The sequence below is a fragment of the Aestuariibaculum lutulentum genome (assembly GCF_032926325.1).
Classification (GTDB): Bacteria; Bacteroidota; Bacteroidia; order Flavobacteriales; family Flavobacteriaceae; genus Aestuariibaculum; species Aestuariibaculum lutulentum.
Genome location: NZ_CP136709.1, coordinates 206799 through 223841 on the forward strand (window position 1 = coordinate 206799; position 17043 = coordinate 223841).

Consider the following 17043-nt stretch of genomic DNA (forward strand, 5'->3'; position numbering starts at 1 on the left):
TTTACTGTAGTTTTACTTTAGGGTCTAACCAAACGTAAACTATATCTACAAAAATATTAATAATTATAAAGAGTAATGCTATTATTAACACCGCACCCATAATTACAGGTAAATCTAGTGTATTTAAAGCATTTACAATTTCCTTTCCTAAACCATTCCAACCAAAAATATACTCTACGAAAACCGCTCCAGCCAACATAGAGGCAAACCAACCTGAAATGGCTGTAACCACCGGATTCAAAGCATTTTTTACTGCGTGACGCCTAATAATTTGAAATTCGCTTAAGCCTTTAGCTCTTGCTGTTCGAATATAATCCTGATTGAAAACTTCAAGCAACGAATTACGCATCAACTGAATAACTACAGCCAATGGGCGAATCCCTAAGACAATTGCAGGTAGAATTAAATTCTTCCATTTAATATGCATGGCTTCACCAAAATCGTCCAGTTCATATAAACTCCCTGTCATTTCTAAATTGGTGTATTCATGAAGAACATAACCGAAAAACCAGGCAAATAAAATAGCACTGAAAAACGACGGTACGCTCATACCAAACGTACTGAAAATCTGTATGGTTTTATCTAACCAGGTGTCTTTGTATAAGGCTGAAACGATACCCAATAAAATGCCAAACAGCATAGCAATAACTATTGAGGATATAGCCAACACAAAGGTATTTGGTAAGGTTTCACCCAATACCTGGGTAACCTTCTTACCTTGTTTGGTAAACGATTCGCGTAAATATGGAAATTTTAATACCATTGTAGTTTTTCCTATTGTAAACAATTTGACCGCCCTGTATTTGTCAGACTGTAAATACGTGTAATCTTCTAGATTTGTAGAATGAAACGATAAAAGTGATAAATCATTCAGATAATAAAAATATTGGGTACTTACCGGCTTATCGAATCCGTATTTCTGTTTAACAATAGCCAACTGATTACTGTCTTCATTTTGTCCCAGCATCATCTGTGCCGGGTCTCCAGGAAGCACATTAAATAAAAAGAATATTACAGTAACTACCCCAAACAACGTGAGGAAAGCATAAGTAATTTTATTTAATAAGTAGCTAATCAGTTTATTCTTGTTTTAATACCGCTTTTACTAACGACGTATAATTTGTTTTATTGACTTTATTGATAGAATCTAACTCATTCCCTTCCTTTACTTCCTTTAAAACGTGCAGAGATTCTATTGTTTCTTCATCTAACGCTCCCAAAGCCTCTTCTGTTGAAATTTCATCATCAATCAAATATAGAGTTCCATCATCTTTTACTGCTTCAGGTTTTCTCTCAACCTTCGGTAATTGTAAAGTTTCAATATCATTCCAGTGCACTTTCTGCTGAATGGTTCCCTGATCCATTTCAATAATACCCGGATTAGCACGAACTACAGTTTTTAAAGCTTTTTCATCGCATAAATACCATTCAAAATCTAAACCATAAGTTGCGTTGATTTTTTGTTTAGCATCATCACCTGAAGCTGTTAAACCAATAACCGTATAGCCTAAACCTTTTGCGCGTTCTGAAAATATTTTAAGCTTTTCTGCGCCTTCTTTCTCTATCTTCTCCAGACTGTATGATACAATAACAATTACATTATCTTCATGTAAAAAGTATTCGGTTAAATCATCTCCATTTGAATTTTCTATTGAAAAATCATAAATCGGAGGTTGATAACCTTCATCGAGAACTTCAGTATCTACACTTACAAAATTACCATCAACAGAAGGGTAATCTCCTAAAGTTTTAATCACTTCCTCTTTACCATTTACGTTAAATTTCCAGCTATATTCTATAACAGGTTTTGGTGCGTCATCTGGAGTAGACATACCTTCTTCGATATTTGCTCCTATTTTATACGCTCTGAAATCTACTACCGGCAAATGCATTAATACATGAAATCCTAACCATAAGCAGAAAATAAAGCTCAACATTGCTAAAATGGTTGTTGGCAATTGTGTGAATACCGGTGTAATGTATTTTTTTCCAATGAATAATATTAAAATGAACACCAACAGAATAACATCTTTAGTGAAACTCTCCCAAGGGGTTAGTTTTAAAGCATCACCAAAACATCCACAATCTTTAACCTTATCGAAATACGCCGAATAAAAGGTTAAAAAGGTAAAGAACACAATCATGCCTAATAAACTCCAAACCGTAAATTTAGGTTTGTAACCAATCAGTAAAAATACGCCCAAAATCACCTCAAATACCACAACAAAAATGGAAATCATTAAGGCATATGGCTCTAAAAAGGGAATGTTTAAAACATCTTGACTAAAATATTCCTGTAATTTATAGGAAAACCCAAGTGGGTCGTTAAGTTTTATTAATCCGGAAATTATAAATAATACACCAACAAATATGCGGCTTAGGGCAACTAAAATTTTCATATTAAGCGTTTAAGTGAATTAGGGCAAATACAGCATAATTAATCATGTCCTGATAGTTGGCATCAATACCTTCACTAACCAAGGTTTTTCCGGCATTGTTTTCAATCTGTTTAACTCGCAATAATTTTTGCAGAATTAAATCGGTTAAGCTGCTTACACGCATATCTCGCCAGGCCTCACCGTAGTCATGGTTTTTATCTTCCATCAACTTTTTAGTGATAGCTACTTGCTTTTCATAAAGTTCAGTAACTTCCTCGGTCGATAAGTCCGGCTGATCGGCAATACCTTTTTCAATCTGTATCAAAGCCATAATACAGTAATTTATAATCCCAATAAATTCGCTTACTTCTCCCTCGTCTACTTTACGCACATCGTTCTCTTGAAGACTGCGAATGCGCTGGGCTTTAATAAAAATCTGATCGGTTAAAGACGGTAAACGCATAATGCGCCACGCACAACCATAATCAGACATTTTCTTGATAAATAAACTTTTACAGGTATCTATAACAGCATCGTATTGCTTTGAAGTATCTTGCATGTATAAAATTGAATTTTGGGTAAATTTCGCTTAAATTGTTTAAAGTTCAAAAGCAAGAGCCTTAAAGTTTATTTAATATTTATTTTATAATGAATACCTACTTGTAATTCTTTAATTTTACACGGCTTATTCGATTACTGAATACAAGACCATTTTATTAAAATGCGTCACATTTTAAGATTTAGAACACCATTATGACCATAAACTGCAAAGGAGAACTCATCGATTTATCAACGCCAAAAGTGATGGGAATTTTAAACATCACCCCTGATTCTTTCTATGATGGCGGAAAACATAAAAATGAAGCCGACATTTTAAATCATGTGGAAACCATGCTTAATGAAGGCGCAACGTTCATTGATGTTGGCGCTTACAGTTCAAGACCCAACGCTGCTTTTGTAACAGAAACAGAAGAACTTCAGCGCATCACTCCTATTATCGATTTAATTCTGAAATCTTTCCCTGAAACTTTAATCTCAGTAGATACGTTTAGAAGTGCTGTTGCCAAACAAGCCATTGAATCGGGTGCAGCCATAATTAATGATATTTCAGCAGGACTGTTAGATGAAAATATGCTGCCTACGGTTGCCGATTTGCATGTTCCGTATATTATGATGCACATGCGTGGCACACCACAAACCATGCAGCAATTCACCAAATACGATAATCTAACAAAAGATATTTTATTCTATTTCTCCGAACGCATTGCAGCTGCCAGAGCTTTAGGGATTATAGATGTTATTGTAGATCCTGGTTTCGGATTTTCGAAAACTCTGGAGCAGAATTATGAGCTAATGAAACACCTAGAGCTTTTTAAAATGCTCGATAAAGCCTTACTTGTAGGTGTATCCAGAAAATCGATGATTTACAAATACCTCGACACCAATCCACAGGAAGCGTTAAACGGCACAAGCATTTTAAATACCGTCGCTTTACAGAAAGGCGCTGCTATTTTACGTGTTCATGATGTTAAGGAAGCCATGGAATGTGTTAAGCTAATGGAAGCCTTAAATAATTAATCTTATTTTACTAAATTTACCAAAACCCATTCGCCTTGGATATATTTAATGACCTTCTAAAATTTTCTGTTGTCGACATTATAGACGTGTTTTTAGTAGCCCTGCTACTCTATTATGTTTATAAACTTATTAAAGGTACTGTTGCCATCAATATTTTTATTGGAATCATCATTACTTATCTGGTATGGCGCCTTACCGAATTCCTTAACATGGAATTGCTCTCCGGCATTTTTGGAGGATTTATGAAAGTGGGGATTATTGCTCTTATTGTTGTCTTTCAACCTGAAATCAGAAAGTTTCTGCTTATGGTAGGATCAACAAATTTTAAACGTCGTCGTAGTTTTTTTAAGCAATTTAGCTTTTTAAAAACCGAATCTATCGATGAGACTAATGTCGATGCTATTTTATCGGCCTGCACTAAAATGGGGCAATCGCGTACCGGAGCTTTAATTGTTTTTGAACGCAACAACAATCTTGATTTTTTGAGTTCTACGGGCGATGAAATGAATATAAAAGTGACCCAGCCAATTATTGAAAGTATCTTTTTCAAGAACAGTCCGTTACACGATGGTGCCATTATTGTAAGCAACAACATTGTGAAAGCTACCCGTGTAATTCTACCATTAAACAATGAAAAAACGGTTCCAAAACGATTTGGTTTACGTCACCGAGCTGCCATTGGTGTTACTGAAAGAACCGATGCCCTGGCTTTGGTTGTTAGTGAAGAAACCGGACAAATCTCCTATTTTAAAGACGGCGAATTTATTGTATTCGATAATACTGAAACCCTGAAATCACTTATTAAAGAAGATTTAGCTTAAACGACTTCCTCCTTTAAAAACTGAACTTCATATAAGTTTTTGTAATACCCGTTTGCTTTTTGAAGCAATTCGTCATGTGTACCCTGTTCTACAATTTCACCGGCATCCATCACTAAAATTTTATCAGCTTTTTTAATGGTTGCTAAACGGTGAGCAATAACAATCGAGGTTCTGCCTTTGGTTATTTTATCCGTCGCATTTTGAATCAATTGCTCTGAATACGAATCTACCGAAGATGTAGCTTCATCTAACACCAAAATACTCGGATTGGTTACATAAGCTCTTAAAAACGAAATTAACTGACGTTGCCCAGAGGATAACATCACCCCGCGTTCTTTAACATTATAATGATAACCGCCCGGTAAACTGGTTATAAAATCATGAACACCAATTTCTTTAGCCGCCGCTTCAACTTGAGCCTCAGTAATTTCCGGATTATTTAAAGTAATATTATTTAAAATCGTATCGGCAAATAAAAACACATCCTGCAATACAACAGCTATTTGCGTACGTAACGAGGCTAAAGTCACCTCTTTAATATCTACGCCATCAATGGCAATCAAGCCGTCTTTAATTTCATAAAAACGATTTAATAAATTAATGATGGTTGACTTACCTGCTCCGGTTGCTCCAACAATAGCGATGGTTTCACCTGCTTTCACATCAAATGAAATGCCTTTCAATACTTCTTCGTCATCAACATAACTAAACACGACATTTTTAAATGCAATATCTCCTTTAAAATGATCCGCTACTATGGTTCCGTTATCATCAATTTGCGAAGTGGTATCTATTACTTTAAATACACGAGTTGCAGCCACCATACCCATTTGCAGGGTGTTAAACTTATCGGCTATCTGACGTAAAGGTCTGAAGAGCATCGGGATAAACATGATAAACGCAATTAAATCGCCCTGCGATACTTCATGATTTTCTAACACAATGCTTAATCCGCCATACCAGGCTACCGCCCCAATACATACCGAAGACACCAAATCGGCCAACGGAAAAAATATCGAGTTGTACCAAACGGTTTTTAACCAGCCCTTTTTGTGACGTTCATTAATCTCCATGAAGTTTTTATACTCTACATCTTCACGTGTGAACAGTTGTAGAATTTTCATTCCGGTTAAACGTTCCTGAACAAATGAATTCAGATTAGATACTTCATTTCTAACCTCTTCAAAAGCCACCTTCATGTATTTTTGAAAAATACGTGTCGCATACATAAGCACAGGAAGCATCACAAAAACAATTAAACTTAAGCGCCAGTTGATATAAACCATTACCCCAAACACAACCACCATAGCCAGTAAATCCCTAAAAATCATGAACAGTCCCTGTCCGAATATATCGGCAATACGTTCCATATCGGTTACGGCTCTGGTAATTAACACCCCTACCGATGAATTATCGTAATACTTCATCTTGAATTTTAGCAGGTGATTAAATAATTTCACTCGCACATCTTCAACCAGATTTTGTCCCAACCAGGCCGCATAGTAAATAAAGGCCAACTGAAACACAGTTTGCAGTATTAACACCCCAAACATAGCCAGTATGTAGTACAAAAATGTCTCAGGTATTTTTACCTCAATACTATTATCTATGGCGTATTTAGTTATGTATGGCGTTGCGGCACTTAAAACAGCCAACAATACAACTAAAATTATAAGTACCACAAAGACTACCTTATATGGCTTTATGTATTGAAACAGACGTTTAAACAATACAACGTCGAATATATTTTCTTTTGTTTTACTCATTACAGTCTTATATCGTTATTATAAGCCACTTCGGTTAAATACAAGGCGTGACCCGGAACCGAATAGCCGGCCTCACTCCTGTCTTTAGATTTTATTATGGTATGTAAATCGTCTACAGCAATTTTACCCAAACCAATGTTGACCATGGTACCTACAATGGCACGTACCATATTTCGCAAAAACCTGTCGGCTTTAATTACAAAATGAAGCTCGTCGTCTTTAAAAAACCACTCCGCTTTCATAATATCACAATTATATGTTTTTACATCGGTATTCACTTTCGAAAAACACTGAAAGTCTTTATAGTCGAATAAAATGGTACAAGCTTTCTGCATTTTTTCAACATCTAGTTCTTGCTTTATATAATATGCTGCATCGACATTAAACACATTCTTTTTTAATGTAATGCGATACAAATACGCTCGACTTAACGCATCGAAACGGGCATGAGCCTCGGGTTTTACCTTAAAAATCTCGTGTATCGCCACATCTTTAGGTAAAAACGCATTGAGCTTATACATTAAATGCGCTTCATCAATTTCAATATCGGTATCAAAATGAGCGAACATCTGTGTGGCATGTACACCGGTGTCAGTGCGGCCGGCACCAACAATAGCGATAGGTGTTTTTAAAAGCGTACTTAAGCCCTTCTCAATCACTTCCTGAACCGAAATTGCCGTTGGTTGGTTTTGCCAACCATGATATGCACTACCATTGTACGATAGCTCTATAAAATACCTCAAATTGCTTTAATCGTTTTGTTGAAATAGCAAAGATAGACAGTTTTGGTATTCCGGCGAAAACCACCGTCTTAATTCTATATTAAAAGATGGGTTTGGGCCTTACCCCTCGGGTCGGGCTATACGCTATTAGTTTTGCTTATGCAAAAGCTAGCCGCTACTATCCCTAACGCGAAGCATTCACGATTTCCAAAATGAAATAAAAATGCATGAATAATCAATAACTCTGTTAAATAGCAACTAACTTAAATTCTAAAAGTCACTTTGTATCATAATTTATCCTTTTGAGGAAATTTAATTTAATCATAAAGTATAAACAGACCTAAAACATTACACTATCTAATAAAAAATCTGCTTTCAAATTAAACAAACACAAATATAATTGTTAAAATTTTCACAAAATTATTTCCTCCTTTTTATATTTTTTTGTCAAATATTAATTTCATGCACTAAATAAAAATAGCCTGTATATAAAGCATTTTATAATTAATAGATTAATCAATTTCATTTTTTAATAATAATTATTTTGTTTTTGTTATGTTATTCAATTATTTATCTAGACTAAACACTTCTAAGTGTTTCTACACATCAATCACATTTCTTTTTTTTATTGTTTCTGGAATCTTTTCAAACTTAAATGCCCAAAGACAGCCATTAAAGGATGATGGTTTAAAATCTACTTTCTCTTCCGATTTAATTAATATAGAAACTTCGGTCGGTCAGGTATTTCGCTATACCACAACACTTGAAAATAACGCAACTGAAGATCAAATTTACCAACTAACAGCTAAGGTTCCTGAAGGTTGGAAAGCGATTTTTAAAGCCAAAGGAAAACAAGTCACTTCCATTAAGGTCGATCGTGGTAAGAAGGAAATAATTAACTTAGAATTCTACCCATCGTATGAAGCGAAACCTAAGAAATATGAAGTTCCTGTAATTGCAAAATCAACACAAGAATCTCTAAGTTTAAATTTAGAAGCTGTTGTAAGCGGAGCCTATGAATTGAAAATGACCACTTCCACAGGTAGATTGAGTGATAAAATAACTGAAGGAGAAAAAAAAGAAATCCAGTTAACCGTTAAAAATACCGGATCTTTAAGTTTAACCGATATTGAACTGAATAGTAAAACACCTCCAAAATGGAGTGCGGTATTTAAACCTTCAAAGATTGATAAACTTTCTCCCGGCGAAACAGAAAATGTAACAGTTACCTTAACCGTACCAGACAAAACTATTGCTGGCGATTACATGACCACGTTTACGGCAAAAAATACTAATACAAAAGATGAAGCTGTATTCAGAATATCAGTTGTGACTTCCTTGGCTTCTGGATTACTTGGAGCTATAATTATATTAATAGCTATTCTTGTTGTTTATATTTTGATTCGCAAATACGGAAGAAGATAATACGTCATGAAAACATCAATTATAGAACTCAAAGGGCTCACAAAACGCTATGGTTCTATTAATGTAGTAGATCATTTAGACCTTAATATTCATAAAGGGGAAATTTTTGGTTTACTCGGACCTAACGGAGCCGGAAAAACAACGACTATTCTAATGATGCTAGGGCTAATTGAACCTACATCAGGAATTGCTAAAGTTTGTGGACACAACTCAATATCCAGTCCTATAAATGTAAAAAGTAAAGTAGGTTATATGCCGGACAATGTAGGCTTTTATGATCATATGACCGGACTTGAAAATTTAGTTTATATAGGGCAATTAAATGGGCTTTCCAGATTGGAAGCCGAGAAATCGGCTATAAGCACTATGAAAACTGTAGGCTTGGATAATGCTCTTAATACCAAAACGGCTGCATATTCAAGAGGTATGAAACAGCGTTTGGGTCTGGCAGATGTTTTAATTAAAGAACCTGAAGTTATCATTATGGATGAACCCACACTTGGAATAGACCCCAGTGGCGTTCAAGGCTTCTTAAAACTAATTAAAACATTAAGTCGCAAGCATGGACTTACTGTTTTACTGTCTTCTCACCATTTAAATCAGGTTCAAAAAATATGCGATCGTGTAGGGATTTTTGTAAAAGGAAAATTATTAGCACAAGGAAACATTGAACAATTATCTGAACAACTCTTCTCACAAACATCGCATCAAGTTAACATTACTCTTAGCGAACCTGTAAAATTAACCCAGGAGGAAGAACTGGCATTACAGGAACTAGCAAAAGTTGAACATATCTACAAAGAAAATAGTCAAATTTATATTAACTGTAATAAGACTTTAACTCCAAGCATTGTAAGGTTTTTGGTTGAGAGGAATTATAACATTATTGGCGTTCATCAAAAAACCTATGGATTGGAAGATATCTATCAAAAATATTTTGAAAACCAACACTTAAACGTATAACAACAATTATGGCAATATCTTATACTGATTTCTCATTTAGTAAATCATTAAACAAGAGTGTTCCAATTTGGGCCATGGTTAGAAAGGAGATTTCTGATCACATTAGAAGTTGGCAGTTCATTATTTTACTAATGATTATTGTTTTTACATTCTTTGCGTCTATGTATATCGCAATAAGCAATTTAAATTCGGCCATTTCTAATACTAAAGACCCCGATCATTTATTGATATATCTTAAACTATTAACCATAACCGATGGTAGTTTGCCTCCTTTTCATGTATTTATTAGTTTTTTAGGGCCATTATTAGGCATAAGCCTAGGATTTAATGCTATCAATTCGGAACAACAAAACGGAACACTAATTAGAGTAATGGCCCAACCTATTTACAGAGATAACCTATTATTATCCAAGTTTATTAGTGTCACCATTCTTATAAGTACTATGTTTTTAACCCTATCTCTTCTCATGATTGGTGGAGGTTTACTTATAACAGGTGTGCCCATTGAGTTTGAAGAAGTAGTAAGAATACTTAGTTACATTATTATATGTGTATTTTATGTTGAATTCTGGTTTAGTCTATCTATTATATTTTCAATTAGATTTAAACAAGCCGCTACAGCGGCAATAGCCGCAATAGGTCTTTGGTTATTTTTTACGATATTCTACAATATGATCATTAAAGTGATTGCTAAAGTGATAATTCCAAAATCAAACATGTTTTCTTCTAGTCCATATTCATGGATTGAAATGTTGTTTCATATGGCCCCTAATCAATTATATACTGATGCTACTACAACACTTTTAATGCCGAAAGTAAGAAGTCTAGGCCCTATGAGTATGGAACAAATGGCTGGAGCAATTCCTAATTCATTACCAATTCGAGACAGCCTTTTAATTGTTTGGCCTCAAGTTAGTGGCTTAATATCTGTAACTATTGCCTGTTTTGCTTTGGCTTATTATTTCTTTATGAGAAAAGAGATTAAATGTTAGTTTTTCAGAACAAATGACATTTTTTCAGAAAACCGATAGAGTTTATTGCTGGTTTTAACCAAATTAACTCCATTTTATTTTGGAATAAATTTTGCTCAATAAATAATAACTTGATTTTTCGATTTAACCTTTTAAAAGATTTTACTTATGGAAACAAAACCTTTAAAAATTAAATTGATAGGAAAAAAAGGGAAATCATATCAAATAAAGTTCCCTTACCTAAAAATTCCAGTTACAGTTAATGAGAATCTCTTTAACAAGATGCTTGTAAGTCAAGAATATGAATTTCATAATGATTCGTCTTCGACAAGAAAAGCGTATCTAAATTATAGTTGAGTGTTTATACAAACAGGTAAAGTAACTAGTTACTTTACCTGTTTATTTATTTTAAAATCAAAAAAAATATCTCATCTTCATATCTAGTCTAACATAGGAAGGTAAATACTGATGGCTTTTATTAGTAGTAGAACCAGTTAAATCCCAACTTCCTTTAAACAAAACCAATTATCAATTTTCCTACAACTTAAAACAAACTTATTAACGTTCATTAATACTTTTAAACAATTTAAAACTGTTACTTTTACACCCAATTTAGCATTCGCCACATGACCAAAATCCTGTTACTTTCAGACACGCACAGTTATATAGACGAGCATATTTTAAACCACGTTAGGCAAGCAGACGAGGTCTGGCATGCAGGTGATATTGGCGACTTACAAGTCACCGATGCCATTAAAGCCTTAAAACCACTACGTGGAGTTTACGGTAACATTGACAACTCGGAAATTCGTACCGAGTTCCCAGAAAACAACCGGTTTATGTGTGAAGGTGTTGATGTTTGGATGACCCATATTGGCGGCTATCCTAATGCGTATAACATGCGAGTGCGTGAAGCGATAAAAGCCAATCCCCCAAAATTGTTTATCTGTGGGCATTCTCACATTTTAAAAGTGATGCCCGATAAAAAATTAAATTTGTTACACATGAATCCTGGAGCAGTTGGTAAACACGGGTTTCATAAAATACGTACCATGCTACGTTTTACCATAGACAAAGGTAAAATTGATAATCTGGAAGTGATTGAATTTGAAAATAGGTATTAGTTTAGTTGCTGGCTAATCCTACTAATTTTAACTTTTATTCGCGTTAGGGATTACTCATTTATTTATATTTCGTAATTCGGAAATCGTGAATATTTCATATTTGCAGCGAGCTACCGTGTAGCGCGTAAAGCCCGACCCGAAGGGTAACGCCAAAAATAGAAACAAAAAAAAGCCCAAGATCTTCACCTTGGGCTAACGCACTAATACTACTAAGATGTTAGGTTTTAACGCAATCGATCTACAGATTTTACGAGATCTTCATCCTTTTTGATGGCCTTATTGGCTAAAGCCAGAAATACGATAGAAATGATAGGAAGAAGCATCCCAATACCTTTCTCAGAAACGCTAGTTTCTCCAGATACATTTAGAGATTGATACACAAAAAATCCTAGTAAAATAAAGTTTAATATGATGTTAAGTCGCCCCAACATAAATTGAGACTTCCTGTTTTTATACTTAAATATGGTTACCAACGATAAAGCTGCCGAAGCTACAAACATAGCTAAGTACTTAATATCGTCTTTTGCATACACCACAACATCGTTATTTGTAACCCATAAATGGAATACAAATATTAGCCCTGCAGATACGCCTGCGGCGGCTAAAAGATATATAGATTGTATACGTTGTAACATGTGCTTTTTTAAAACTCGAAGGCAAAAATAATAGTTTCTTTTAAAATTTTACTACTAAAAATTAAAATAAAGTCGTATAATTGCATTAACAATTCTCAACAGCCGCATTAACAGGTTGTTAATTCTTCAGAATAAAATCATTTTTTTTTCAGAATTACTCAAAAGTTAAAATTCTTAAACGTATTATATTAAACATCAATGTTTGAAATTTCTCAATTAAACGAAAAAAAGCTCTCTGATTTACAGGAGATTGCTAAAAAATTGAACATTCCTAAGTATCGTTCATTAAAAAAAATGGATTTAGTATACCAGATACTAGACCATCAGGCTGCCGACCCAAAAGCAGTAAAAGCTGTCGTTGATTCTTCTGAAACAGCTGAACCAAAAACCAACGAAGCCCCAAAAAAAGAAGTAAAAAAACCAAGACAGCGTGTACAACGACCAAAACCGGCACCTGTAAAAAACGAAACTAAAACCGAAGTTGAGCAACCTACGGCTGAAACTTCAAAAACTGAGAGTCCGGCTCCGGCTCCGACTGAAGCTAAGCCTGAGGCTAAAAACGATAAGCCTGCGAAACCAAATAACCCGCAGCAAGATCGCCAGAAAGAGCACCAGCATAAACAGCAAAACCAGAAAAAGGACAATCAGCACAAACAAAATCAACACAAAAATCAAAAAAACAGAGATAACAACGGGAATACTGTTGATGCCGGTAACAAGGATAACAGAAACCGTTACCGCGAACCTGATTTTGAGTTTGATGCTATTATTGAGAGTGAGGGTGTTTTAGATATTATGCAGGATGGGTACGGATTTTTACGTTCATCGGATTACAACTACTTATCGTCTCCTGACGATATTTACGTATCGCAATCGCAAATTCGTTTATTCGGGTTAAAGAAAGGAGATACTGTTTTAGGAAATGTTAGACCACCTAAAGAAGGTGAAAAATATTTCCCGTTAATTAAAGTAAACCGCATAAATGGTCAGAAACCAGAAGTGGTAAGAGACCGTGTAGCTTTCGAACACTTAACGCCATTATTCCCTAAAGAGAAATTCAATATTGCTGAAAAGCAAAGTACGATTTCTACCAGAATTATGGACTTGTTCTCGCCTATTGGTAAAGGACAACGTGGTATGATTGTATCGCAACCTAAAACTGGTAAAACCATGTTACTTAAAGATGTGGCCAACGCCATTGCAGCTAACCACCCAGAAGTATATTTAATGATTTTACTTATTGATGAGCGTCCTGAGGAGGTTACCGATATGCAACGTAATGTACGTGGTGAGGTTATTTCGTCTACGTTTGATAAAGAAGCGCATGAACACGTAAAAATTGCCGACATCGTTCTTGAAAAAGCAAAGCGTTTGGTAGAATGTGGTCATGATGTGGTAATTCTTTTAGATTCTATTACGCGTTTAGCGCGTGCTTACAATACGGTACAACCAGCCTCTGGTAAAATATTAAGTGGTGGTGTTGATGCTAACGCTTTACATAAACCAAAACGTTTCTTTGGTGCGGCCAGAAATATTGAAAATGGTGGTTCGTTAACCATTATTGCTACGGCGTTAACAGAAACAGGTTCTAAAATGGACGAGGTAATCTTCGAAGAATTTAAAGGAACCGGTAACATGGAGCTACAGTTAGATAGAAAAATTGCTAACCGTAGAATTTTCCCTGCTATCGACCTGACGTCTTCAAGTACACGTCGCGACGATTTATTATTAGATGAAGCTACAATTCAACGTATGTGGGTAATGCGTAAGTATCTTGCCGATATGAACCCTGTTGAAGCGATGGAATTCATTAACGATCGTGTGAAACAAACCAGAAACAACGAAGAGTTTTTAATCTCAATGAACGGATAAAAACTTAAATTGATAATAAACAAAAAGCCTTTCTTTTCAGAAAGGCTTTTTTATGTTTTATAAAGAACTTTTAAATTAGAAATTGTTTAATGAATCTCTGTACGTCTTTAAATCGTTAATGTTAATTTTATTATCAAGATTTCTCATTAAAGAAATCACGTATTTTAAACTCTCTACCGGAGCATTCTCTACTTCAGCTTCTACTTCAAATTCATCGTCTTCATCTTCCGGCATAGGGATTAAGAATGATTCGTTTTCCTCAATATGCTCGTAAGTTAGTCTTAATACTTTTACAACTAAAGGAATTTGCTCTTCTAAGGCATAACCTCTTAATGTTTTAATATCATCAATTAACGTATCGGTATTGATTCCTGTTTGATCCAGATCACTTACAATCTTATCAATTAACTTTATTGCTGCTGTATTTTCCAAAGGGTACTATTAATAAAAATGAATAATTAACTTCTTATGTTTTGCAAATTTAGAGCATTAAAACCAAATTTGGCATAAATTCTAATCATTTTGCCAATTTATTTTAACCCAAATTCTAAATAAATTTCGGTTAGATATAAAAAAAAAGCTCCTCTAGAAAAGAGAAGCTTTTTCAAATATTTATTATGGGATCAAGCTATTAAAGCGCAGCTACGTGCTTAGCTAAACCAGATTTAAGGTTAGCAGCTTTATTAGCGTGAATAATGTTTTTCTTAGCTAATTTATCTAACATAGATACTACTGAAGGAAATAAAGCCTCAGCTTCAGTTTTATCAGTTAACTCACGTAATTTCTTAATAGCATTACGAGTTGTTTTGTGCTGATACTTATTGATTAAACGCTTAGCTTCGTTACTTCTTATTCTTTTTAATGCTGACTTATGATTTGCCATTTTCTTTTGTATATTATTAAAATATTGTAGCCCGTAGGGGAATCGAACCCCTCTTACCAGGATGAAAACCTGGCGTCCTAGCCGATAGACGAACGGGCCATTATTATTGTTTTTCGAGAGCGCAAATGTAAAACTTATTTCTTACACTCACAACTTCTTTTCAATAAATTAATGTACTTTTTTTTCGAGAAAAATAGTAGCCCGTAGGGGAATCGAACCCCTCTTACCAGGATGAAAACCTGGCGTCCTAGCCGATAGACGAACGGGCCATGGTATCTTAAAAAGCGTAAACATTTTTACTACTTCAAACTTGCGATACTTTTCAAATAACTAGCAATTTTCTCGATTGCGGTTGCAAAATTACACCTTTTTCTGAATGCTGCAATACCTTTTCAAACTTTTTTTAAAAAAATTTCAATTAATATGCTTTTGCAAATAATACCCGACCTTTAGAAGGCTTACCAGAATACACACACACACCTTCTTCTTCTTTCATTTCCAAAGGAATACATCTAATAGTCGCTTTTGTAAGCTCTTTTATCTTTTCTTCGGTCTCATTTGAGCCATCCCAGTGCGCAGAGATAAATCCTGTCTTATTTTCTAAAACATCCTTAAACTCTTCGAATGTTTCCACCTCTGTGATGTGACTATTTCTAAATTCTAACGCTTTATTAAATAAAGTCTCCTGAATCTCTTTTAATAAATCATCAACAGTCGTAGTTAAATCATCTATAGCAACTACAGACTTAGTTAATGTATCACGACGAGCTAACTCCACCGTTCCGTTTTCCAAATCTTTTGGACCAATAGCAATACGTAATGGCACTCCTTGTAATTCGTGCTGTGCAAATTTAGCTCCCGGACGTTGTGTGGTTCTATTATCGAACTTTACAGAAATACCTTTAGCTCTTAAATTACTCATTATAGTATTGGCTACTTCAGTAATCTTATCTAAATCTTCGTCACTTTTATAAATAGGAACAATAACAACCTGGTTAGGCGCCAATGTTGGAGGCAACACCAAACCATTATCATCACTGTGTGTCATAATTAAAGCTCCCATTAAACGCGTAGAAACTCCCCAAGAGGTTGCCCAAACATAATCCTGTTTACCTTCTTTGCTCGCGTACTTCACATCAAAAGCTTTTGCGAAGTTCTGACCTAAGAAGTGAGACGTTCCTGCCTGTAATGCCTTTCCATCCTGCATTAAAGCTTCAATACAATAAGTCTCCTCTGCCCCAGCAAAACGTTCGCTTTCGGTTTTTACCCCTTGAACCACTGGAATAGCCATAAAGTTCTCCACAAACGTTGCATAAACATTATTCATAGTTTTTGCTTCCGTTAATGCTTCTGCTTTTGTTTCATGCGCTGTATGTCCTTCCTGCCATAAAAACTCTGCCGTACGTAAAAATAAACGCGTACGCATTTCCCAACGCACCACATTAGCCCACTGGTTAATTAATATGGGTAAATCTCTATACGACTGAATCCAGCTTCGATAAGTATTCCAAATAATAGCTTCAGAAGTTGGGCGTACCACTAATTCTTCCTCTAACTTTGCTTCAGGGTCAACTCTCAATTTACCTGGTTTATCAGGGTCGTTTTGTAATCTATAGTGTGTGACTACAGCACACTCTTTTGCAAATCCCTCAGCATTCTTTTCTTCAGCTTCAAACAAACTTTTAGGAACGAACAACGGGAAATAGGCATTTTGATGACCAGTTTCTTTAAACATTCGGTCTAATTCCGCCTGCATTTTTTCCCAAATGGCATATCCGTATGGCTTAATAACCATACATCCTCTAACTGCTGAATTCTCCGCTAAATCAGCCTTTACAACAAGTTCGTTGTACCATTTTGAATAATCTTCTGATCTACTGGTAAGTTTTTTACTCATATTAGTAT

At 35.0% G+C, this 17043-nt stretch carries 16 protein-coding genes and 2 tRNA genes; 7 read left to right on the top strand and 11 right to left on the bottom strand.

The features are described from left to right. Nucleotide 1: 1 nt before the first annotated feature. Genes R1X58_RS00880 through R1X58_RS00890 form a run of 3 tightly spaced genes read right to left on the bottom strand, consistent with a single transcriptional unit; the run spans nucleotide 2 to nucleotide 2937 of the window. The gene (locus R1X58_RS00880) at nucleotides 2-1078 is read right to left on the bottom strand and encodes an ABC transporter permease (protein ID WP_240572659.1); all 1077 of its coding nucleotides are present in this window, start codon (nucleotides 1076-1078) and stop codon (nucleotides 2-4) included. A 1-nt stretch (nucleotide 1079) separates the two neighbouring features. Further along, nucleotides 1080-2399, bottom strand: coding sequence for a BT_3928 family protein (locus tag R1X58_RS00885; protein ID WP_240571307.1), 1320 nt, complete (start codon nucleotides 2397-2399; stop codon nucleotides 1080-1082). Between the two features lies 1 nt (nucleotide 2400). Then, nucleotides 2401-2937 (bottom strand): DUF1599 domain-containing protein, encoded by a 537-nt coding sequence (locus R1X58_RS00890; RefSeq protein WP_188215196.1) that lies wholly within the window; start codon nucleotides 2935-2937, stop codon nucleotides 2401-2403. 194 nt (nucleotides 2938-3131) lie between these two features. Between R1X58_RS00890 and folP the strand changes: the two genes are divergently transcribed. Both folP and R1X58_RS00900 read left to right on the top strand, forming a co-directional pair. After that, complete coding sequence (gene folP, locus R1X58_RS00895) at nucleotides 3132-3956, top strand: dihydropteroate synthase (RefSeq protein ID WP_240571309.1); 825 nt, start codon at nucleotides 3132-3134, stop codon at nucleotides 3954-3956. A gap of 35 nt (nucleotides 3957-3991) precedes the next feature. Beyond that, nucleotides 3992-4777, top strand: coding sequence for a diadenylate cyclase (locus R1X58_RS00900; RefSeq protein ID WP_240571311.1), 786 nt, complete (start codon nucleotides 3992-3994; stop codon nucleotides 4775-4777). Here the strand turns inward: R1X58_RS00900 and R1X58_RS00905 are convergent. After that, the gene (locus R1X58_RS00905; protein ID WP_240571312.1) at nucleotides 4774-6543 is read right to left on the bottom strand and encodes an ABC transporter ATP-binding protein; all 1770 of its coding nucleotides are present in this window, start codon (nucleotides 6541-6543) and stop codon (nucleotides 4774-4776) included. The genes R1X58_RS00900 and R1X58_RS00905 overlap by 4 nt on opposite strands. Then, nucleotides 6543-7286: a tRNA pseudouridine(38-40) synthase TruA gene (gene truA / locus R1X58_RS00910; RefSeq protein ID WP_240571314.1), complete on the bottom strand. Its 744-nt coding sequence runs from the start codon at nucleotides 7284-7286 to the stop codon at nucleotides 6543-6545. The genes R1X58_RS00905 and truA overlap by 1 nt, the downstream gene beginning before the upstream one ends. A gap of 534 nt (nucleotides 7287-7820) precedes the next feature. Here truA and R1X58_RS00915 point away from each other — a divergent pair. The 4 genes from R1X58_RS00915 to R1X58_RS00930 all read left to right on the top strand — a co-directional run bounded on the left by R1X58_RS00915 (nucleotide 7821) and on the right by R1X58_RS00930 (nucleotide 11748). Then, nucleotides 7821-8690, top strand: coding sequence for a COG1470 family protein (locus R1X58_RS00915; protein ID WP_240571317.1), 870 nt, complete (start codon nucleotides 7821-7823; stop codon nucleotides 8688-8690). 6 nt (nucleotides 8691-8696) lie between these two features. Next, the gene (locus tag R1X58_RS00920) at nucleotides 8697-9653 is read left to right on the top strand and encodes an ABC transporter ATP-binding protein (RefSeq protein WP_240571319.1); all 957 of its coding nucleotides are present in this window, start codon (nucleotides 8697-8699) and stop codon (nucleotides 9651-9653) included. Nucleotides 9654-9661: 8 nt separating this feature from the next. After that, a complete protein-coding gene (locus R1X58_RS00925; RefSeq protein ID WP_240571322.1) occupies nucleotides 9662-10645 on the top strand; it encodes an ABC transporter permease in 984 nt (327 codons plus the stop codon). Nucleotides 10646-11250: 605 nt separating this feature from the next. Then, the gene (locus R1X58_RS00930; RefSeq protein ID WP_240571323.1) at nucleotides 11251-11748 is read left to right on the top strand and encodes a metallophosphoesterase family protein; all 498 of its coding nucleotides are present in this window, start codon (nucleotides 11251-11253) and stop codon (nucleotides 11746-11748) included. Between the two features lie 224 nt (nucleotides 11749-11972). On the opposite strand, the gene R1X58_RS00935 is transcribed toward R1X58_RS00930, so the two are convergent. Next, the gene (locus tag R1X58_RS00935) at nucleotides 11973-12383 is read right to left on the bottom strand and encodes a DUF4293 domain-containing protein (RefSeq protein ID WP_240571325.1); all 411 of its coding nucleotides are present in this window, start codon (nucleotides 12381-12383) and stop codon (nucleotides 11973-11975) included. A 198-nt stretch (nucleotides 12384-12581) separates the two neighbouring features. On the opposite strand from R1X58_RS00935, the gene rho reads away from it, so the two are divergent. Continuing rightward, the gene (gene rho / locus R1X58_RS00940) at nucleotides 12582-14255 is read left to right on the top strand and encodes a transcription termination factor Rho (RefSeq protein ID WP_240571328.1); all 1674 of its coding nucleotides are present in this window, start codon (nucleotides 12582-12584) and stop codon (nucleotides 14253-14255) included. A gap of 75 nt (nucleotides 14256-14330) precedes the next feature. Here rho and R1X58_RS00945 read toward each other — a convergent pair whose 3' ends face one another. From R1X58_RS00945 to proS, 5 genes are all read right to left on the bottom strand, one after another. Next, nucleotides 14331-14687: a hypothetical protein gene (locus tag R1X58_RS00945; protein WP_240571330.1), complete on the bottom strand. Its 357-nt coding sequence runs from the start codon at nucleotides 14685-14687 to the stop codon at nucleotides 14331-14333. A gap of 199 nt (nucleotides 14688-14886) precedes the next feature. After that, nucleotides 14887-15138 carry a 30S ribosomal protein S20 gene (rpsT, locus tag R1X58_RS00950; RefSeq protein WP_240571332.1) on the bottom strand — a complete coding sequence of 84 codons (252 nt, stop codon included), beginning with the start codon at nucleotides 15136-15138 and terminating at the stop codon, nucleotides 14887-14889. 27 nt (nucleotides 15139-15165) lie between these two features. Beyond that, nucleotides 15166-15237 (bottom strand) — tRNA-Glu (locus R1X58_RS00955). A 98-nt stretch (nucleotides 15238-15335) separates the two neighbouring features. Beyond that, nucleotides 15336-15407 (bottom strand) — tRNA-Glu (locus tag R1X58_RS00960). Nucleotides 15408-15556: 149 nt separating this feature from the next. Further along, nucleotides 15557-17035, bottom strand: a complete 1479-nt coding sequence (gene proS, locus R1X58_RS00965; protein ID WP_240571334.1) for a proline--tRNA ligase — start codon at nucleotides 17033-17035, stop codon at nucleotides 15557-15559. Between the last annotated feature and the right edge of the window lie 8 nt (nucleotides 17036-17043).